This is a genomic window from Mesorhizobium sp. M1A.F.Ca.IN.022.06.1.1, assembly GCF_003952605.1.
GTDB lineage: Bacteria > Pseudomonadota > Alphaproteobacteria > Rhizobiales > Rhizobiaceae > Mesorhizobium.
Genome location: NZ_CP034455.1, coordinates 1,460,192 through 1,480,245, shown reverse-complemented (window position 1 = coordinate 1,480,245; position 20,054 = coordinate 1,460,192). Strand labels below are relative to the sequence as shown.

Annotated in this window: 16 protein-coding genes; 6 read left to right on the top strand and 10 right to left on the bottom strand. The window is 64.0% G+C overall.

Annotated elements, in window-relative coordinates; all coding sequences use genetic code 11:
* Window positions 1–20: 20 nt before the first annotated feature.
* Together EJ078_RS07340 and EJ078_RS07335 are read left to right on the top strand one after the other, a co-directional pair.
* Window positions 21–1,451, top strand: coding sequence for an FAD-binding oxidoreductase (locus EJ078_RS07340; RefSeq protein ID WP_067327820.1), 1,431 nt, complete (start codon window positions 21–23; stop codon window positions 1,449–1,451).
* 185 nt (window positions 1,452–1,636) lie between these two features.
* Window positions 1,637–2,203 (top strand): DUF6101 family protein, encoded by a 567-nt coding sequence (locus EJ078_RS07335; RefSeq protein ID WP_067327821.1) that lies wholly within the window; start codon window positions 1,637–1,639, stop codon window positions 2,201–2,203.
* Window positions 2,204–2,367: 164 nt separating this feature from the next.
* Here the strand turns inward: EJ078_RS07335 and ubiA are convergent, their stop codons facing one another.
* Window positions 2,368–3,351: a 4-hydroxybenzoate octaprenyltransferase gene (gene ubiA, locus EJ078_RS07330; protein ID WP_067327822.1), complete on the bottom strand. Its 984-nt coding sequence runs from the start codon at window positions 3,349–3,351 to the stop codon at window positions 2,368–2,370.
* Window positions 3,352–3,402: 51 nt separating this feature from the next.
* Window positions 3,403–3,621 carry a hypothetical protein gene (locus EJ078_RS07325; RefSeq protein WP_067327823.1) on the bottom strand — a complete coding sequence of 73 codons (219 nt, stop codon included), beginning with the start codon at window positions 3,619–3,621 and terminating at the stop codon, window positions 3,403–3,405.
* 134 nt (window positions 3,622–3,755) lie between these two features.
* On the opposite strand from EJ078_RS07325, the gene purD reads away from it, so the two are divergent.
* Window positions 3,756–5,036, top strand: a complete 1,281-nt coding sequence (purD, locus tag EJ078_RS07320) for a phosphoribosylamine--glycine ligase (protein ID WP_067327824.1) — start codon at window positions 3,756–3,758, stop codon at window positions 5,034–5,036.
* Between the two features lie 102 nt (window positions 5,037–5,138).
* Here purD and EJ078_RS07315 read toward each other — a convergent pair whose 3' ends face one another.
* The 6 genes from EJ078_RS07315 to EJ078_RS07290 form a co-directional block, all read right to left on the bottom strand.
* Window positions 5,139–6,506 carry an alpha-glucosidase/alpha-galactosidase gene (locus EJ078_RS07315; protein WP_067327825.1) on the bottom strand — a complete coding sequence of 456 codons (1,368 nt, stop codon included), beginning with the start codon at window positions 6,504–6,506 and terminating at the stop codon, window positions 5,139–5,141.
* Between the two features lie 20 nt (window positions 6,507–6,526).
* Window positions 6,527–8,197 carry an ABC transporter ATP-binding protein gene (locus EJ078_RS07310; RefSeq protein ID WP_127216577.1) on the bottom strand — a complete coding sequence of 557 codons (1,671 nt, stop codon included), beginning with the start codon at window positions 8,195–8,197 and terminating at the stop codon, window positions 6,527–6,529.
* A 10-nt stretch (window positions 8,198–8,207) separates the two neighbouring features.
* A complete protein-coding gene (locus EJ078_RS07305) occupies window positions 8,208–9,341 on the bottom strand; it encodes an ABC transporter permease (RefSeq protein ID WP_127216578.1) in 1,134 nt (377 codons plus the stop codon).
* Window positions 9,342–10,349: an ABC transporter permease gene (locus EJ078_RS07300; RefSeq protein WP_067327828.1), complete on the bottom strand. Its 1,008-nt coding sequence runs from the start codon at window positions 10,347–10,349 to the stop codon at window positions 9,342–9,344. It abuts the gene before it with no gap.
* 110 nt (window positions 10,350–10,459) lie between these two features.
* Window positions 10,460–12,544, bottom strand: coding sequence for an ABC transporter substrate-binding protein (locus EJ078_RS07295; protein WP_127215593.1), 2,085 nt, complete (start codon window positions 12,542–12,544; stop codon window positions 10,460–10,462).
* A gap of 108 nt (window positions 12,545–12,652) precedes the next feature.
* Complete coding sequence (locus EJ078_RS07290; protein WP_095800900.1) at window positions 12,653–14,119, bottom strand: alpha-glucosidase/alpha-galactosidase; 1,467 nt, start codon at window positions 14,117–14,119, stop codon at window positions 12,653–12,655.
* A gap of 251 nt (window positions 14,120–14,370) precedes the next feature.
* Between EJ078_RS07290 and EJ078_RS07285 the strand changes: the two genes are divergently transcribed.
* Entirely contained in the window at window positions 14,371–15,213 is an 843-nt protein-coding gene (locus tag EJ078_RS07285) for an AraC family transcriptional regulator (protein WP_095801111.1), read from the top strand.
* Between the two features lie 12 nt (window positions 15,214–15,225).
* On the opposite strand, the gene EJ078_RS07280 is transcribed toward EJ078_RS07285, so the two are convergent.
* Window positions 15,226–16,386, bottom strand: coding sequence for a glycoside hydrolase family 25 protein (locus EJ078_RS07280; protein WP_127215592.1), 1,161 nt, complete (start codon window positions 16,384–16,386; stop codon window positions 15,226–15,228).
* Window positions 16,387–16,850: 464 nt separating this feature from the next.
* Here EJ078_RS07280 and EJ078_RS07275 point away from each other — a divergent pair, with 464 nt between their 5' ends.
* Together EJ078_RS07275 and EJ078_RS07270 are read left to right on the top strand one after the other, a co-directional pair.
* Window positions 16,851–18,617: an acyl-CoA dehydrogenase family protein gene (locus tag EJ078_RS07275; protein ID WP_127215591.1), complete on the top strand. Its 1,767-nt coding sequence runs from the start codon at window positions 16,851–16,853 to the stop codon at window positions 18,615–18,617.
* A gap of 27 nt (window positions 18,618–18,644) precedes the next feature.
* On the top strand, window positions 18,645–19,397 hold the full coding sequence (locus tag EJ078_RS07270) for a crotonase/enoyl-CoA hydratase family protein (RefSeq protein WP_127215590.1): 753 nt from the start codon (window positions 18,645–18,647) through the stop codon (window positions 19,395–19,397).
* 20 nt (window positions 19,398–19,417) lie between these two features.
* On the opposite strand, the gene pdxH is transcribed toward EJ078_RS07270, so the two are convergent.
* Window positions 19,418–20,035 carry a pyridoxamine 5'-phosphate oxidase gene (gene pdxH / locus EJ078_RS07265; protein WP_067327835.1) on the bottom strand — a complete coding sequence of 206 codons (618 nt, stop codon included), beginning with the start codon at window positions 20,033–20,035 and terminating at the stop codon, window positions 19,418–19,420.
* Window positions 20,036–20,054 lie beyond the last annotated feature (19 nt).

Sequence of the window (20,054 nt, the reverse complement as noted above, 5' to 3'; positions counted from 1 at the left end):
ATTGCTCTAGGTTTGGGCGCATGAACGACCAGCCCTTCGACCTCGATCCTGCCCTCATCGACCGCTTCGCTGCCATCGTCGGCGACAGATACGCGCTGCGCGATCAGGCTGACATCGCGCCCTACATCGCCGAGCGGCGCGGCCTCTGGCATGGCCGGACACCGCTGGTGCTGAGGCCAGGCAGCGTCGAGGAAGTGAGCCGCATCATGCGGCTCGCGACCGAGACCGGCACGCCGGTCGTGCCGCAGAGCGGCAACACCGGGCTGGTCGGCGCCCAAGTGCCGGACAAGTCCGGCCGCGACATCGTGCTCTCGCTGTCGCGGCTGAACCGCATCCGCGAGATCGATGTCCTGTCGAACACCATCACCGCCGAGGCCGGCGTCATCCTGCAGACGCTCCAGGAAGCGGCCGACGCTGCCGACCGGCTGTTCCCGCTGTCGCTTGCAGCCCAAGGCTCCTGCCAGATCGGCGGCAATCTCTCTTCCAACGCCGGGGGCACCGGCGTGCTTGCCTATGGCAATGCGCGCGAGCTTTGCCTCGGCGTCGAAGTGGTGCTGCCGACCGGCGAAGTGTTCGACGATCTGCGCAAGCTGAAGAAGGACAACACCGGCTACGATCTGAAAAACCTCTTCGTCGGCGCCGAGGGCACCCTCGGCGTCATCACCGCCGCGGTGCTGAAGCTCTTTCCGAAGCCGAAGGGCAGGGAGGTTGCCTTCGCCGGCCTGTCGTCGCCCCAGGCAGCGCTCTCGCTGTTCAGCTTGGCGATGGATCGCGCCGGTGCTTCGCTCACGGCTTTCGAGCTGATCGCCAAACGGCCTTACGACTTCACGCTTAAGCATGGGCAAGGGATCACCCGACCGCTGGCGGATGACTGGCCGTGGTATGCCCTGATGCAGGTCTCTTCAGGTCGCTCGGAAGAAGATGGCAAGGCGCTGATCGAGGAGATTCTTTCGGCCGGCCTCGATCAGGGTATCGTCGGCGATGCGGTGGTGTCGGCAAGTCTTGCCCAGGGCGACGCCTTCTGGAATTTCCGCGAGACGCTGCCAGAATGCCAGAAGCCGGAGGGCGCCTCGATCAAGCACGACATCTCGGTGCCGATCGCCTCGATCCCGGAGTTCATCGAAAAGGCGGCAGGCGTGGTCCAGACTGTCTGTCCCGGCGCCCGCGTCGTCTGCTTCGGCCACATGGGCGACGGCAATCTTCACTACAACATCTCTCGCCCGCTGGATTGGCAGGACGACCCGTTCCTTGAGCTCTACCACCCGATGAACAAGGCCGTGCACGATGTCGTGCGTTCCTTCCACGGCTCGATCTCGGCCGAGCACGGCATCGGCCAATTGAAGCGCGACGAGCTGATCGCCACGGCCCCGCCAATGGCGATCGATCTGATGCGCCGGGTGAAGGCGGCCTTCGACCCGGCCGGCATCATGAATCCCGGTAAGGTTATCTAATTCTTCCAACATCTTGTGGCTGGTCGCATTCCGATAACCATCGGCTCCGATCAGCAAAATTTAACTGACTTTCTTAAGCGCGGCGGTAAGAAGCGAGCGCTAATGTTTCCCGCATAACGAGGCCGGAAAAACCGGCCCGGAGAGAACCGGAAAACGGCCCTCAGGAGAAACAGGAAGGCATTCGAATGAACACTGGACTGAAGCCAGTCTGGGCGGGGCGCAACATGCGTCTCGACCCGTTTCGCCTGCCGCAGATGGTAAGCTATGCCACGCGCGACGACTATGGCGATGTAACCTTCACCATCGACCCGCGCGGCGCCGTCATTCGCCGCACGCTGGAGATGAGCGGCGTGCCGGCGATCATCGCGCTGCCCGCCAATGCCTTCCGTGGTGTCGCCGCCCGCGCCATGGAGGATCCGGACGGCAATGTCACCGTGACTTTGGAACTTCTGCACAATGATCCGATGCTGTCGGTGCCGCTTTTGGTCGCCGACGATCTCGACGACGTCGCCGCCGACTGGCGCGCCTGGGCCGACGCTTATCGCCTGCCGATGCTTCTGATCGAGGCCGACGGCGTCGCCCGCACGCTGGAGGAATCGCTGGGCGCCGCAATCAAAGCGCTGCCGCCGCAGGAACGCCGCCAGGGCCGTGTCTCCAACATGCGCCGCCCGCGCTTCCTCGCCCGCCGCAGGACCGGCAATCTCGGCCTGCGTCTCGTCGTCGGCGGTGAGGAGATTATCGCGCGCGAATAGCAGCGACCCTTCCCTTCTCCCCCTTGTGGGAGAAGGTGTCGCCGAAGGCGACGGATGAGGGGTTCTCCAGGAAACGCCGAGCTCTCACTCCGCTGAAACACCCTCAACCGTCTCGGCACTGCGCGCCGATCCACCCTCCCACGACAAGGGGAGAAGGAGAGGCGCTACACCAGCGGCTTCAGCACCACCCAAAACGCCCCGCCGATCAGCCCCAGAAAAATCAGCCAGCCGACCTGGTTGTTCGACTTGAACAGCTTCAGGCACTGATCGGGATCGTTGATGTCGAGCCGGATGATCTGGCGCGCCATATGCGCGCCGGCGGCAATCAGCCCGGCCAGCGCCGGCATCGGCACTTGAGCCGAGGCAAAGGCGATGGCGAAGCAGGCAAGCGTGCCGCCATAGAGCCCGGTGAGCCAGGTCTTCGTGTTGTCGCCGAACAGGCGTGCCGTCGAGCGCACGCCGACGATGGCGTCGTCTTCCTTGTCCTGATGCGCGTAGATCGTGTCGTAGCCGATCACCCACAGGATCGAGCCGATATAGAGCATGATGGCGGGGCCATCGAGATCGCCGAACTCGACCGCCCAGCCCATCAGCGCGCCCCAGGAGAAGGCGAGCCCGAGCACGAATTGCGGCCAATTGGTGATGCGCTTCATGAACGGGTAGATCGCGACAATGGCCAGCGAGGCGATGCCGAGCGGAATGGCGAAGCTGTTGAACTGCAAAAGCACTGCGAGCCCGACCAGCGCCTGGATGATCAGAAACGCCCAGGCCTGGCGGCGCTTCACCTTGCCGGCCGGCAGCGGCCGCGAGCGGGTGCGCTCGACCTGGTTGTCGATGTCTTCGTCGACGATGTCGTTGTAGGTGCAGCCGGCGCCACGCATGGCGACGGCGCCGATGAAAAACAGGAACAGGTACCAGGGCGCGGGCAACAGCGTCAGCAGCGGATCCGTCGGCCGCGGATAGGCGCTGGCCGCAAGAGCCGCCGACCACCAGCAGGGCCACAAGAGCAGCTGCCAGCCGATCGGCCGGTCCCAGCGCGCAAGCTGCGCATAGGGCCACAGCCAGCGCGGCAGCACCCGGTAAACCCAATGGCCGCTCGGCGCGTCCGCGACGCGGCCTTGGGCTGCTTTCGACTGGATGGTTTCCATCGTGCTGGAGTGGCAGCAGCGATGGGCGCCGTCAAGCAGCCGCGTTGTCGCTCAGGCAGTGAAAACATCGTGACTGGCGAACCATGCTTTCGCTGTCTCGATGAAGGCGAGTGCCGCCTTCGATAGGCGCAGGCGCGCGTCGCGGGCGAGAACAATGCGCTGCATGGGAAGCACATCAAGCCCGGCCAGAAGTTGCGCGAGGACTGGTTCCCTGTCGTTTTCCGGAGCTGAGTCGACTTTGGATTGGGCCGGGCGGGATCGGTTTCCCATCGGCAAATTGCCTCATTGCGTCTTGATGTGGGCAATCTTCCCGTGTGCAATCGCCCCCCGAAACGCCAAGATGCCTTGACCCGTCGCCCTTGGACCAATAGCGGGTTCGGGGAGACGATCAGCAAGAGGTGGCCATGAACGTTCTTCTTCTCGGCTCCGGCGGCCGCGAACATGCGCTTGCCTGGAAGATCGCCGCGTCGCCGCTGCTGACGAAGCTCTATGCTTCGCCCGGCAATCCCGGCATCGGCCGTTTCGCCGAACTGGTCAAGCTGGACATCGCCGACCACTCCACTGTGGCCGCCTTCTGCCAGGAGAAGAAGATCGACCTCGTCGTGGTCGGTCCGGAAGGGCCGCTGGTGGCTGGCATTGCCGATGATTTGCGCGCCTGGGGCATCCGCGTCTTCGGCCCCTCCAAGGCGGCGGCGCGGCTCGAAGGCTCGAAGGGCTTTACCAAGGATCTTTGCGCCAAGTTCAACATCCCGACCGCAGCCTATGGCCGCTTCGGCGATCTCGCCGCGGCCAAGGCCTATGTCGAAAAGATGGGCGCGCCGATCGTCATCAAGGCTGACGGCCTTGCCGCCGGCAAGGGCGTCACCATCGCCATGAAGCTGGAGGAGGCGCTTGCCGCGCTCGACGCCTGTTTCGACGGCGCTTTTGGCTCCGCCGGCGCCGAGGTCGTCGTCGAGGAATATCTGACCGGCGAGGAGGCGAGCTTCTTCTGCCTCTGCGACGGCGCCACCGCGCTGCCCTTCGGCACCGCGCAGGACCATAAGCGCGTCGGCGACGGCGATACCGGTCCGAACACCGGCGGCATGGGCGCCTATTCGCCGGCGCCGGTGATGACGCCCGAGATGACCGAGCGCACCATGCGCGAGATCATCGAGCCGACGATGCGCGGCATGGCCAATCTCGGCGCGCCTTTCGCCGGCATCCTCTTCGCCGGTTTGATGATCACCGACCAAGGCCCCAAGCTGATCGAGTACAACACCCGCTTCGGCGATCCCGAATGCCAGGTGCTGATGATGCGGCTGAAGGACGACCTGCTCGTCCTGCTCAACGCCGCTGTCGACGGCCAGCTCGCGCACATGTCGGTCCGCTGGAGCGACGACGCGGCCCTGACCGTGGTGATGGCGGCGAGGGGCTATCCCGGCACGCCGGAAAAGGGCTCGGTCATCCGCGGTCTCGACGAGGCCGCCAGCGACGGCGCCGAAATCTTCCACGCGGGCACCGCCATCAATGGCGGCGCGCTCGTCGCCAATGGCGGCCGCGTGCTCAACGTCACCGCAACCGGCGCAACCGTCGGGGAGGCACAAAAAAAGGCCTACGGGGCGACCGATCATATCGACTGGCCGCAGGGTTTCTTCCGCCGCGACATCGGCTGGCGCGCCGTCGAGCGCGAGCAGACCGGCAAATAGGGCATTTCACCGTTTCACGGAAACGGCGAAATCTCCCGTCTATTTGTTTTGACGCAATTTCGGACGGAAAACCGCTTCTCACTTTTCCTGAAATTGCTCTAATCAGGCAGCCTTGCTCTTGCCTGGTCGCGCCCAGGCCGGCAACCAGTCCCCATGCGCTGCAAGCAGGTCGTCGACCAGCGACCAGATCTGATCGAGATCGAGCTCGGCCGCCGTGTGCGGGTCCATCATCGCCGCGTGGTAGATGTGCTCGCGGCTCTCGCTCATCAGCGCCCGCACCGTCAATTCCTGAACATTGATGTTGGTGCGGATCAGCGCCGTCAGCTGCGGCGGCAGCTCGCCGATATAGGTCGGCTGGATGCCGGAAGCATCGACCAGGCACGGCACTTCCGCCGCGCAGTCTAAAGGCAGCGAGGTGATGCAGCCATTGTTGCGGATATTGCCGTAGATGACCGACGGCTCGCCGGTCCACACCGAGTTCATGATCGAGGAGGCATATTCCTTTGACTGCTCGACCTCGATCCGGTCGGCCAAGCGGTAGGCCTCCGCCTGACCCTTCCAGCGTTCGATCTGCTCGATGCACCGCTTCGGATATTCGTCAAGCGGGATGCCGTATTTCTCGATCAGGTCGGGGCGACCTTCCTTGATGAAATAGGGCGTGTATTCGGCGAAATGCTCCGAGCTTTCGGTGACGAAATAGCCGAGCCGGGTCAGCATCTCGTAGCGCACCTTGTTGGGGCAGCGCGGGTTCCAGCCGGGCTTCGGCGCGCGGCCTTCGCGATAGGCGCGGACAAGGTCGGGATAGAGGTCGCGGTAGGAGCCGTCCGGCTGGCGATGCTCGAACTTGAGGTAAAACGCCATGTGGTTGATGCCAGCTGCGCGGTAGCGGATCTCCTCATAGGGAAGGTCGAGGTCGTGCGCCAGCTCCATCGCCGTGCCCTGCACCGAATGGCAGAGCCCAACCTGTTTGATCTGGGGGAATTTCGCGGCGATCGCCCAGGTGTTGATCGCCATTGGGTTGACGTATTGCAGCATGATCGCGTCGGGGCAGACGGCGAGCATGTCCTCGCAGATCCTCCACAGATGCGGCACCGTCCTCAGGCCCCGCATGATGCCGCCGACGCCCAGCGTGTCGGCGATCGTCTGGCGCAGGCCATATCTCTTGGGCACCTCGAAGTCGGTGACGGTGCAGGGCTCGTAACCGCCGATCTGGAAGGCGACGACGACGAAATCGGCACCGGACAGCGCCTTGCGTTGGTCGGAATAGGTCTCGGCCTTCGCCTTCACGCCGAGGGTCGCGATCAGCTTGTTGACGACGATGGCGCTCTCTTCCAGCCGCTGCGGGTTGATGTCCATCAAAGCGATCGTCGCGCCCGACAGCGCCGGGCGCTGCAGCACGTCGCCGACAATGTTCTTCATGAACACCGTCGAGCCGGCGCCGATGAAGGTGATCCTGGGATTTCTTGCCACTGTGAGCCTCCGGAATATGGTCACGCCACGTCGAAAGCGGCCCGGACGAGCCGTTCGGTGTAGGCGGTCTTGGGACTGGTGAGGACCTCGTCTACGGGCCCCTGTTCGACGATCTTGCCGTGCTGCATGACGATCACGCGGTGGCAGAGCGCCCGCACCACCTTGAGGTCGTGCGAGATGAAGAGATAGCTCAAGCCGCGCTCGTCCTGCAGCTTGCGCAGCAGGTCGATGATCTGCGCCTGGACGGAAAGATCGAGCGCCGATGTCGGCTCGTCGAGCAGGATGAATTCCGGCTCCAGTGCGATGGCCCGCGCGATCGCGATGCGCTGCCGCTGGCCGCCCGAAAATTCGTGCGGAAACCGCGACAGGATATCGCCGGGCATGCCGGCGCTGACCAGCGCCTCACGCACCCGCTCGATCCGCTCGCGCCGTGTGGCCCCGATCCTGTTCACGACCAGGCCTTCCTCGATGATCTGGCCGATCGTCATGCGCGGGTTGAGCGAGGAGAACGGATCCTGGAAGACGATCTGCATGCGCGAGCGCAGCGGCCGCATCTCGGCGCGCGTGAGATCCTGGATCGGCTGGCCATCGAAGCGGATCTCGCCGCGCCTCGCGTCGAGCAGCCGAAGCAGCGCCTGACCGAAAGTGGTCTTGCCGGAACCGGATTCGCCGACCAGGCCCAGCGTCTCGTGACGGCAAAGTTTGAGGTCGAGATCGTCGACCGCAACCAGCTCGCGCCAGTCCGGCTTAAGGAACGTGCCGTGCCGCAGCGTGAAGCAGACGCGCACGCCGTTCGCCTCGAGGATCGTGCTGGACTTATCGGGCAGCGGCTTCGGCCGGCCGTGTGGTTCGGATGCGAGCAGCCGCTTTGTGTAGGGATGCTGCGGATCGGCGAAGAGCCGCTCGGTGACGTTATGCTCGCGCATCTCGCCATGCTGCATGACATAGACATAGTCGGAGAACTTGCGCACGACGGTGAGATCGTGCGTGATCAGAACCACCGCCATCCGCATTTCTTTCTGCAGATTGCGGATCAGGTTGAGGATCTGCGCCTGGACGGTGACGTCGAGCGCGGTGGTTGGCTCGTCGGCGATCAGTACATCGGGCTCGTTGGCCAAAGCCATGGCGATCATGACGCGCTGCCGCTGGCCGCCGGAGAGCTGGTGCGGATACTGCTTGAGGCGTGCTTCGGGTTCGGGAATCTGGACATGCCGCAAAAGCTGAAGCGCTCGCGCCCAGGCCTCTTTGCGGCTCACCTTGCGGTGCACCCGGATCGCTTCGACGATCTGGCTGCCGACCGAATAGATCGGGTTGAGCGAGCTCATCGGCTCCTGGAAGATCATCGAGATGCGATTGCCGCGCAGCTTGCGCCGGGCGCTCTCGGCGAATTTCAGGATATTTTGCCCGAGATAGTCGACGCTTGACCTCGGCGATACCGTCGCCCGCCGCGACAAGAGCCCCATGACGGTGCGCGCCGTCACCGATTTGCCGGATCCGGATTCGCCGACGATCGCGATCGTCTCGCCGCGATAGAGCTGGAACGAGACGTTCTTCACCGCCTCGACGATGCCGTGCTCGACCTTGAAGGCGACTTCGATGTTGCGGGCGTCGATGACCGGCTGGTCCTGGCGTCCGTCATGGTCGAGCCGGACGGCGGGAGCGAAGGATTCGGCAAGCGCGATCGTCGTCATTCCTGCCACCTCAATAGGGATCGACGGCATCGCGCAGGCCGTCGCCCAACGCGTTGAAGGCAAAGACCGTGATCAGCACGAAGCCGACCGGCGACAGAATCCACGGATAGGTGCCGATGACCGAATAGGTCGCGGTGTCCTGCAGCATCAGGCCCCACGAGATCAGCGGCGGCTTCACCGCGAAGCCGAGGAAGCCGAGGAAGGATTCCAGAAGCACCACCGTTGGGATCGCCAGCGTCACGGCGACGATCACATGGCTCATCACATTGGGAAAGATGTGCTGGATGATGATCCGCCGATCGGTGGCGCCCACCGCCATGGCCGCGCGCACATAGTCGATGCGCGCCAGCGCCAGCGTCTTGCCGCGTACCTCGCGCGACATCTGCGCCCAGCCAAGCGCCGACATGACGATGATGACGAAGGCGAGAAAGACATTGGTCGGCGCGGTGACCGGGATCAGCGTCGTCAGCGCCAGGTAAAGCGGCAGTTGCGGGAAGGCGAGCACCAGTTCGACGAAGCGCTGCATCCAGACATCGAACCGGCCGCCGAAATAGCCGGACACCATGCCGACACTGGTTCCGATCAGGGTGATGATGAAGACCACCGTCAGCGCGATCATCAGTGAGACGCGCGAACCATGGATGGCGCGCGACAGCACATCACGGCCGAACTTGTCGGTGCCGAGGAAATGCACCGGCTGGCCGTCCATCGAGCCGAAGAAATGCCGGTTCGCCGGGATGAGGCCGAAGAGTTTGTAGGGCGCGCCCTCGACGAAGAAGCCGAGCAGTCGTGGATGATCGTAATCGGGGCCGACGATCGGCTGGAAGGTCACGGGGTCGAGGTCGGTCGATTCGGCCAGCGCGTAAATTCTTGGCCGCGCGACGAAGTTGCCGTCCTTGTCGTGAAAGCTAGCCATCTGCGGCGGCGCGAAGGCGATATCGGTCGCTTTCGGGTCGAGAGGCGCGAGGAATTCCGCGAAAAGGGTCATGAGAAGCAGCAGCACCACCAGGCACAGCCCGGCCATGCCGGTCCAGGAGCGCTGCAGCCGTCGCCAGACAAGCGCGATGTAGCTCTCGTTGCCATGCGCGGCCGAAATCGCGGCTCCTTCGGCGGGTGGCGGGGGTGAGGGATCGCGGGCCAGCATCTAGTGCTCCCCAAACTGGCGCACGCGGGGGTCGAGCAGGACCAGCAGCATGTCGGCGATGATGTTGCCGACGATCAGCGTCGCCGACAGAACCATCATGAAGGTTGCCGTCACATAGACGTCGCCCACCGCCATCGAGCCCACGATCGCCGGCCCGACGGTCGGCAGCGCGAAGATGATCGCCGTCTCGATCTCGCCGGTCAGCATGTAGGGCAGCACCACGCCTTGATACATGACCAATGGATGCAGCGCGTTGGGCACGGCATGGCGCATCACGACGGCGCCGCCGGTCAGGCCCTTGGCTTTGGCCGTCTCGACATATTGTGCGTTGAGCGTGTCGAGCAGGTTGCCGCGCATGACGCGCATATTGTAGGCGAGCCCGCCGAAGGTCGCGATTGCCACCACCGGCCAGACATGCTTGACCAGGTCGAGGAATTTCGCCCAAGACCATGGCGCGCCGCCATATTGCGGCGAGAAGAAGCTGCCGATCTCCGACACGTTGAATTGGAAGACCAACAGATAAACGATGATCAGCGCCATCAGGAAGCGCGGCACCGTCATGCCGAGGAAGGAGATGGCCGAGAGCGTCGAGTCGATCCAGGAATACTGGCGGGTCGCCGCCCAAATGCCGAAGCTTATGCCCAGCACCGAGGCGAGCAGGTGGCAGACCAGCGCCAGGAGCAGCGTGCGCGGCAGGCGCTCGCCGACCACGTCCGCCACCGGCCTGTTGTAGTAGAGGCTGTAGCCGAAATCGCCGCGCGTGACGATGCCGCCGATCCAGTTGAGATACTGAACGGGCAGCGGCTTATCGAGGCCGTGTTCTTTCCGGTAGGCCTGGGCCTGTGCATCCGCCTCGGCATAGGAGGCGCCGCCCTGGTTGATGAGCTGCGATTTGATGTAGTCGGCATAGTCGCCCGGCGGCGCCTGGATGATGGCGAAGGTGACCAGGCTCAAGATGGCGAGCACGGGAAGCGCCGACGCTATGCGCATGAGCAGGAATCGCAACATGGATGGTCGGCTTCCTTTGCTGGCCGGTCGCTCCTTGGGCGCTACCGGAGATTTGGCTTTGTCCGGCCGCGCCAGCTGGCGCGACCGGAGTTCTCTTCGTCGGAGGTTAACTAGTTCATCGGCCCCTTGTCTCCGGGCTTGCCGGGAAGCTCGTCGGGGAAGAGCTCATATTTCGCCTGTTTGTCGGCTGCGACGAAGACGCGTTCGCGGATGATCGAATCCTCGGCCCAGTTGAACATGAAGATCGGCGTTCCCTGCGGGATGTTGGAGAAGCGCTTGTTGACGATCAGCGCGCCGGGATATTCCGTCAGCCCGACATTATAGACGTGCTCGGTCGAGATCTTCTGGAACTTCTTCATCAGGTCGGCGCGCTGGTCGTTGTCCTGCGTCGTGACGAACTTGTTCACGATGTCGACGAGGTCCTTCTCGAACGGCATCAGATCGACTTCGCCGCTTTCAGGCGCGCGATGGTTCCAACTGGTCTTGGGACCGACCGGAGCGAGTTGCTCCGTGTTCTGCACAACGGAGGTGAGCTCCTGGTCATTGCGCCGGATCAGCCAGTCGAAGCGGCCGGAATACTGGATCGCGTCGCGCTGCGTGCCGTTGACCCCGTTGAGCACGACCCTCAGCCCAAGCTTCTCCATCTGCGCCACGACGCCCTCGGCAAGGCTCTTGTCGGTGGTGTAGTCATTGTTGACCAGCATCACGATCTCGACATTCTTGCCGCCGGCGGTGCCCGCCGGGAAGTTCACGAAGCCGTCGCCGTCGGTATCCTTGAGACCGGCCTTGGCGAGCTCGGCCTTGGCCCCTTGGAGATCGAACGGATAATAAACCGTCGACTTGCGGTCATAGAAGCTGGTGCCGGAGGAGAAGCCGCCGGGATAGATGGCGGTGAACGGTCCCTTGACCAGCGAGTCGCCGAGCGCCTTGCGGTCGATCGCCATGGTCACGGCCTTGCGGAAATCCTCGTTGCGGTTCAATTCGCGGATCGCTTGGCCGCGCTCGTCCGGGTTGCCCCAGCCATTGGCGGAAAAATTCATACGCAGATTGTAGCCGATGAGCCGCGGACCGAAGGCAAGCCGTGCCGGCGCGTTCTTGTCAGCCGCGCGCTTCAGCGAGGCGACGAAGTTCTCGGGCTGCTCGAGATTGGAGAAGTCGCCCGAGCCTGCGACGGCCTGGACGTCGCGATCTGCCCAGGTCGAGAGCTTGTATTGCAGCTCGTTGAGATAAGGCAGTTGGTTTCCCTTTTCGTCGACCTTCCAATAGTAAGGGTTGCGCCGCATGACGATGATGTCGTCCGGGCGGTATTCGACCGGCACCCAGGCGCCCATCACCGGCATGTTCATGTATTCCGGCGGGAAGGCGTTCTTGAACTGGTCGTAGGTGTTCTTCGAATATTTCGGATGCTGCGGCTTCAAAATGTGCGCCGGGCCGGGGCAGAAGGTGCCGTAGGCCATCGCGTAGAGATATTGCCTCGGAAACGCTTCCTTGAACGTCCATTCGACAGTGTAGTCGTCGATCTTCTTGAGCGTCGTGCCGACGCCGAAGGTTTCGGGCGTCGCCCCGTTGAGCGGCGACACGTTGGGGTCGACCACCTCGTCATCCCAGTAGAACATGACGTCGTCGGCGTTGAAGGGCACGCCGTCCGACCATTTGGCGCCTTCGACGAGATGCATGGTCAGCTTGTGGCCGTCTTTCGACCATTCCCAGCTCCTGGCGAGGTTCGGCAGCGGCTCGGTGTCCTTCGCGTCGACCTGGAACAGCGGCGCGGTGCGTGTCAGGCATTCGGAAAGCGCGATGTCGATGCCGCCCCAGCCTTGCGTCTGGCCGGCAGCGTAGTTCCAGCCTTCCGGCCTGCCGCCGATGACATGGCGCATCGTGTCACCATAGACGCCGATGCCGTCCGGCATGTTGGCGGTCTTGAAGACCAGCGGTTCCTTGGGCAGCCTGTCCTTGAGCGGCGGCAGCTTGCCGGTCTTGACGTATTTCTGCGTCACCCAGTCCGGCTCGTGGTAATCGGGCAGCGCCTTGAACTCCAGGATGGAGTCGCGCGCCACATAATGGATCTTGCCCTCGGCCGGGAATGTCGCCGGCTCCGGCGGGATCGTCGGTTCCGAAGCGAAAGCGGTGAGCGCCGGAATAGAAACGCCGAGCGCCAGTCCGGCGGCAATGCCAATTCTGTGTAAGTTCCTCATTGTCTCCTCCCAAATGTTTTGAACGTCTGCTGCTTGCCCGCCGCTTGATCTTTATTTTGGGGACCGTTTCGGCTGACCTGCCTCCTGCAGGTCCGCCTACCCGAAATCTCAGCCGGCCTGTTTCAGTGCCGCCTTTTCGGCGCGCAGTTCATCGATCGAGCGGACGTTGCGCCGCGCCGCGCCCGCCCATTCGCGGGTCTTGACCTTCGACTTCGCAAGCCGCTCCTTTGCCGCCGGCACGGCGTCGGCATATTGCGGCAGCCAGGCGGCCTGGGCGACGACCATCTCGTCCACCATCTGCCAGACCTCCTCCGGCGTCGACACCGCGCCGACCAGCGGATCGTGCAGCATGGCGAGCTTCAAGAGATCGATGTCGCCGGCGATCGCGGCATGCACCGACATGCGCTGGACGTTGATCGAGGACATGCAGGTGGCGGCGCATGCCTCGGGCAGTGTGATGCCGGCGGCCATGTTGATGCCGAAGCGATCGACGAAGCCGGGCGACTCGATGATGGCGTCCTGCGGCAGGTTGGTGATCACTCCGTTGTTCTTGACGTTGAAATGGCCACGGTAGACGCGGTTTGTTTCCAGCGCCTCGAGAATGTGGCTGGCATGCTCGTTGGAGCGCCTCGCCGGGTCGATCGGCTTCGACGCCGCTTCGAGGAACTGCGGATACTCGGTTTCGAACCATTTGCGGGTCTCGGTCGAGTAGCGCAGATAGCCGCCGGTCTCGCCATGGATCCAGTCCGACATGTCGATCCAGCGTGTGATCTCGTCGGGGCGCTTGCGGTACCAGGGCAGGTATTCGGACAGATGCCCGTTGCTTTCGGTCGAATACACGCCGAAGCGCTTCAGCACGTCGATGCGCAGCTTCTCCTGCTTCGAATAGACCGGATGCGCTTCGAAGGCGGCGACCAGCTCGTCCTTGCCGATCGCGCGGCCGTTCAGCCTGAGCTCGATGAACCAGGTCTGGTGGTTGATGCCGGAGCAGACATAGTCGAGCTCCCTGGGCGACTTCGCGCCGAGCACCTCGGCGATCTGTTCGGCGCCGTGCTGCACGCCGTGGCAGAGCCCGACCGTGTCGATCTTGCCGTATTCGATCGCGGCCCAGGTGTTCATCGCCATCGGGTTGGCGTAGTTCAGGAACTTGGCGTCGGTCTCGGCGACCTCGCGGATGTCCTTGCAGAAGTCGAGGATCACCGGGATGTTGCGCTGGCCGTAGAGGATGCCGCCGGCGCAGATCGTGTCGCCGACGCATTGGTCGATGCCGTATTTCAGCGGGATGCGGATGTCGTCGGCATAGGCTTCGAGACCGCCGACGCGCACGCAGCTGATGATGTAGCGCGCGCCTTCCAGCGCCTTGCGGCGGTCGGTCGTCGCCGTCACTTTGGTCGGCAGCCCGTTTGCTTCCACGATCCGATCGAGGATCGCCTGGATCATCCCGAGATTGTGCTCGCTGATGTCGGTCAGCGCGAATTCGATGTCCTTGAATTCGGGCACGCAGAGAATGTCGGTGAACAGCTTCTTGGTGAAGCCGACGCTGCCGGCGCCAATAATAGCGATTTTGAAGCTCATCACCTTCACCTCGATCCAATCGAATGTTAGGCAAGGAGCAGCAAGGGAGGATATGGCCGCGCGCCGGCAGGCGCGCTCGCCATGTGGAGCCGGAAATCCAGCTCTTTCTCCTCCCGCCCGCTCCTCGACCGCGGGTCTTTCCCGTTCTTGAGTGAGCCGGATTATGCGCTTATTCGCCGGCGCGGCCAGAGAAGGATTATGCTTTCGAGGGTAATTTTGTGCTGCAGGATCTGATCGCCAATGGAAAGCTAATGCGCACGATCTCGCTGCCGCGCGGGCGCCAGCGCCTGCACGCCATGCCGACCAGCACCGGCTACGAGGTGCGCGAGGACGAGACTTACGACTGGGACGGGCGAAAGCGCGGCCAGATCCCGTTTACCGTGCTCCAGCATACGATCAGCGGCACCGGACAATTGCGCTATGAAAGCCGCAATTACCGCCTGCAGGCGAACGATACGCTGTTGGTGCTGGTGCCGCACAACCATCGCTACTGGCTGGCCAAGGGCGACCGCTGGGAATATTTCTGGATATCGATGAACGGCGAGGAGGCGCTCCGCGTCCACAAGTCGATCCTCAGCGTCTCAGGTCCCGTGTTCCGGCTGCAGCCGGCGACCATCGATCACCTTGCCGATTGCAGCCTGCGCCTGATCAAGGGCGCCGCCTCGCCGGGCGCGGCCTCGGCGATCGCCTATGAGGCGGCGATGGCGCTTTACGACGATGTCTTCGGCTCGCACGCCTTCGCCGAGAAGCAGAGCGCCATGCAGCCGGTCATCGATCACATCAACGCCAATCTCGACAAGCCGCTGCCGGTGGCGGAGCTGGTCGAAATCAGCGGCCTCAGCCGCGCCCATTTCTCGCGCTGCTTCGCCGAGAGCGAAGGATTGCCGCCGGCCGAATTCGTCCTGCAGCAGCGGCTGCAGCGCGCCGCCAAGTTGCTGACCAAGGCCGATTTCCTGCCGGTAAAGGAAGTCGCTGTTCTGTGCGGTTTCGACGACCCGAACTACTTTTCCAAGGTGTTTCGCCGCTGCTACGGCATCACGCCCACACAGTTCCGCACCACCGGCATGTATGCCAGCCTGGGCAATCATCGTTGACGCTGCCGTTGACTACTGCCTGCGGTGGTCGAGCGTCGTCGATGCAGTGCTGACCGGATCGGCGGCCGCGAAGGCGGCGTCGAGCTGTTCGGGCGTGCGCTGTCCGGCCCGTTTCCAGGCGACATATTGCACGATGCCGAAGCTCGGGCGCTGCGGCACGGTCTTGACCACCGGCATTCGGAATCCGTCGCGGAATTTCTCCCAGCGCGCGCCGAGCACCGCGACCATTTCCTCGATGGTCGGCGGCGTCGCCACATCGGCATAGGTGATGGTGACCTTGCCGGCGAGGCCCGCTTCGCGCGGGATCGGCACCGGGATCGAGGCGAGGTAATCCGCCGGCACGTCGATCAAGCCGCCAAAGGCCCATTGCTGGCGCAACGCATCGGCTTTCATCGGCGCGACGCTGACGTCGATGTCGTTGGGCGTGCCCGGCACGCGATAGGGGCAGCTGAAGCGGCCGCAATTCGCCTTTGCCGCGAACTGCCAGAGCGCGTAACCCTGCCAGTTGCCCATCGGGAAATGCACGTCGATGTCCGGCTTGTAGCGCGCATACCAGAGCGGCAGCCGCGACAACAGCCGGTAGGTGTAACGGTTGTCGGCGATGTACTGGGCGGTCTTGCCGTTCGAGTAGAGCACCGGGAAGCGACCGAGGCGGCGATGCACCTGGCGCACGAATTCTTCCGCGTCCTCGAGCGACATCCATTGCGCGGGATCGATGCCCTCGATGTCGAGGGCAATGAGATCGTCCGGCGCCGGCTCGGCGAAATCGATGAAATTGTTGGCCTGCTCGACCGGATTGCCGGGGCGGGCGAGGTGATAGGCGCCCCATTTCAGGCCGAGCGCCTTCGCCACCACCTTGCGCGTCTGGAAAAGCTCGCGCGTCACCGCATGGCGCTTCCACAGCGCCTTGCAGAGCTTCTCCTCTGTCTCGTCGCCGAAGCAGAAATAGGGCGGCGGCAGCCCGTCGGACGCCTTGTTGATGAAGCCGACGATGCGCTTGTCGGTGGCAAGCTCAGCCCAATCGATGGAGTTATATTCGTAGGCGTCGATCACCAGCGCGCGGTCGGCATTCTTCCACGGCTCGGAGAAATCCGAGGCCTTTGCCGCCGTGCCCAGCGCAACCGCAGCCGCGAGAAGCGCCAGGCGGCGAAGAGGGCGCGCCGGCTTTTTCAATCAGGGTGTCCCCACTGACCAGAGGACGATCCTGAACCGCTATGGTTAAGGAAGTGCTGTCAACCCGCGCGCCGGAACAGCGACTGAATCTCGAACTGATCGGGCCCGGCTCCTGCGGCAGCGTGCCGTCGGCCGGCGCGCTTCTTGTGACGCGCCAGCGACCATTCTGGTGGTTCACCGGTGGGAAGGGACCGGGCCATGCCACGGCCTGTCCGCAAGTACGACCAGGGATCCACTCGGGTCCCCTTCCCACTTCAAACCAGACACCGGACCAACACACACGATCCTCGGGTGGTACGCGTCCGCTTCGCTCCCGCTCCACCCGTGGATGACGAAGTCTACGCTTGCAAAATCCGCGTGTTTGACGTTTACGTAAAAAGAAGGGCGTAGGCCGCCCGAAGAATGGATGGCCTCGCTTCGGCTGCGCGACTACGGTTGGCCGCACTGGAGGAGAAGCAGGCACAATGTATCGCGCACCGGTCGAGGACATCGCCTTCACGCTGAAGCAGGTGGCCGGCCTGAAGCCGGCGCTGGACGCCGGCACCTTCGGCGACCTCGGCGAGGACCTGGTCGACGCGATCCTGGCCGAGGCCGGGCGCTTCGCCAGCGAGGAGGTTGCGTCGCTCTACAAGATCGGCGACGAGCATGGCGCGGTGCTTGTGGATGCCGCCGTCACCACGCCGCCGGGCTGGAAGGAGCTTTACCGGCGCTGGATCGAAGGCGGCTGGAACGCGCTGTCCGGGCCGGCCGAATATGGCGGCCAGGGCCTGCCCACGATGCTCGGCGTCGCCGCGCTCGAAATGTGGAACTCCGCCGCCATGGCCTTCGGCATCGGTCCGACGCTCACCATGGGCGCGGTCGAGGCGCTCGACAAGCACGCCTCCGAGGCGCTGAAGGCCAAATACCTCGCCAAGCTCGTCTCGGGCGAGTGGATGGGCACGATGAACCTGACCGAGCCGCAGGCCGGCTCGGACCTCGCCGCTTTGCGCACCCGTGCCGAGCCTGCCGGCGACGGCACCTACCGCATCTTCGGCCAGAAGATATTCATCACCTATGGCGAGCACGATTTCACCGACAACATCGTGCATCTGGTGCTGGCGAGGCTGCCCGACGCGCCCGCCGGCACGCGCGGCATCTCGCTCTTCCTGGTGCCGAAGTTCCTGGTCGATGACGATGGCTCGCTCGGCGCCCGCAACGACGTCTTCTGTTCCGGCCTCGAGCACAAGCTCGGCATCCATGCATCGCCGACCTGCACCATGATCTATGGCGACGGTTTTGAGGGCATGAGGCCCGGCGCCATCGGCTGGCTGGTCGGCGAGGAGAACAAAGGGTTGGCCTGCATGTTCACGATGATGAACAACGCTCGTCTCGCGGTGGGCATGCAGGGCGTTGCGGTGGCCGAAACCGCCACGCAGAAGGCGATCGCCTATGCCAATGAGCGCCGGCAGGGCAAGGCATCTGATTATTCAGGGTCCGGCATGGCGCCGATCGTCCGTCACCCGGACGTGCAGCGCAATCTTCTCACCATGCGGGCGCTGACGCAGATCGCGCGTGCTATCGCCTATACCTGTGCGCACGCCATCGACCGTGCCCGTGTCGCCGAGGGCGAGGCCGCCGCCAACTGGCGCGACCGCGCTAATCTCTTGACGCCGCTGGCAAAAGCCTTTTCGACCGATGTCGGCGTCGAGGTCGCTTCGCTGGGGATCCAGGTGCATGGCGGCATGGGCTTCATTGAGGAGACGGGCGCGGCGGCGCTCTATCGCGACGCCCGCATCGCGCCGATCTATGAAGGCACCAACGGCATCCAGGCGATCGACCTCGTCTCGCGAAAACTGCCGCTCGGCGGCGGCGAGCACGTGCATCGCTATATCGGCGAATTGAAAGCGATGGCCGATGCGGTGCGCACCTCCAACATCGAGGGTTTTGGCCGCACCGCCGACAATCTCGATCGCGCGCTTGCCGATCTCGACGAGGCGACGCGCTTCTTGCAAAGGCTGATGGCCGACGGCAAGGCGGATGCCGCGATGGCTGGCGCCACGCCCTATCTGCGCCTGATCTCGCTCGCCGCGGGCGGCGCTTATTTGGCGCAGGGCGGCCTAGCCGACCGCGGCCGAGTCGCGCTTTGCCGCTTCTTTGCCGAAAACCTCCTAGGCGAGACGCGCGCGCTCAAGGAGCGCGTCATCGACGGCGCCGAAAGCCTCGCCGCCGCCGGCAAGGCGCTGATCGCCTGAACAGCCAGTCAGCCGAAGGAACCGATCGTGACCGACCATATCCTCATCGAGCGCCGGGGCGCCGTGCAGATCATCCGCATGAACCAGCCTGAGAAGAAGAATGCGCTGACACGTGCCATGTACGCGAAAATGTCGGCCGCCCTTTCTGAAGGCGATGCCGATCCGACCGTTCGCGTCCATGTCTTTCTCGGGGTGCCCGGTGCCTTTTCTTCCGGCAACGACCTTGCGGATTTCCTGGTGATCGCCACCGGCGGCGAGGGCGGCAACGAGGTGTGGGATTTCCTGATGGCGCTGGCCAAGGCGGAGAAGCCGATGGTTTCGGGTGTCGACGGCATAGCGGTGGGCATCGGCACCACGCTCAATCTGCACTGCGACCTGACCTTCGCCACGCCGCGCACGCTCTTCCGCACGCCCTTCGTCGACCTCGGCCTCGTGCCGGAGGCCGGCTCGAGCCTGCTCGCGCCGCAGGTCCTCGGCCGCCAGGGCGCCTTCGCGCTGCTCGGTCTCGGCGAAGGTTTTTCGGCTGAGCGCGCCAAGGCCGCCGGCCTGATCTACGATGTGGTCGCGGAAGACGAACTGGAAGGCGCGGTGCTGGCTGCGGCGGCCGAGATCGCCGCCAAGCCGCCGCAGGCGCTTAAGATTGCCCGCGATCTGATGCGTGAGCCGCGCGCGGAAATCGTCGCCCGCATCAAGGTCGAGAGCGAGCATTTCCGCGAGCGGCTGAAGTCCGACGAGGCGCGCGCGGCGTTGACCGCCTTCATGACCCGCAAGAAAGGCTGAACTCTTCGCTCTCGGCGATCTCAGGGGTAGAGCCGCGTCTTGTCCCAGCCGCCGGCGTCGTTTCTCGAGAACACGATGCGGTCATGCAGCCGGAACGGGCGGTCGTGCCAGAACTCGATCGTCTGCGGCAGGATGCGGAAGCCCGACCAGTGTTTCGGCCGGGGGATTTCGCCGATCGCATAGCGCGCCGTGTATTCGGCCACCGCCTTTTCCAGCGCGAAGCGGCTTTCCAGCGGCCGCGACTGTTTCGAGGCCCAGGCGCCGATGCGGCTGCCGCGCGGCCGCGTCGCATAATAGGCGTCGGCCTCGGCGTCGCTGACGATCTCCACCGGCCCGCGCACGCGCACCTGGCGGCGCAGCGATTTCCAGTGGAAGCACATCGCCGCCTTCATGCTGCCAAGAATCTCGCGGCCCTTGGCGCTCTCGAAATTCGTGTAGAAGACAAATCCCCGTTCGTCGAACCCCTTGAGCAGCACCATCCGCACATCCGGCATGCCGTCGGCGTCGACGGTTGCCAACGCAACGCCGTTGGGGTCGTTGATCTCGCTCTTGACGGCGTCGTCCAGCCACTCGGCAAACAGCCGGAACGGCTCCAAAGCCTCGGCGAAGTCACCGCTTGTTAACTCGCTTTCGTTCATAGTTTTCCAAATTTTTAAC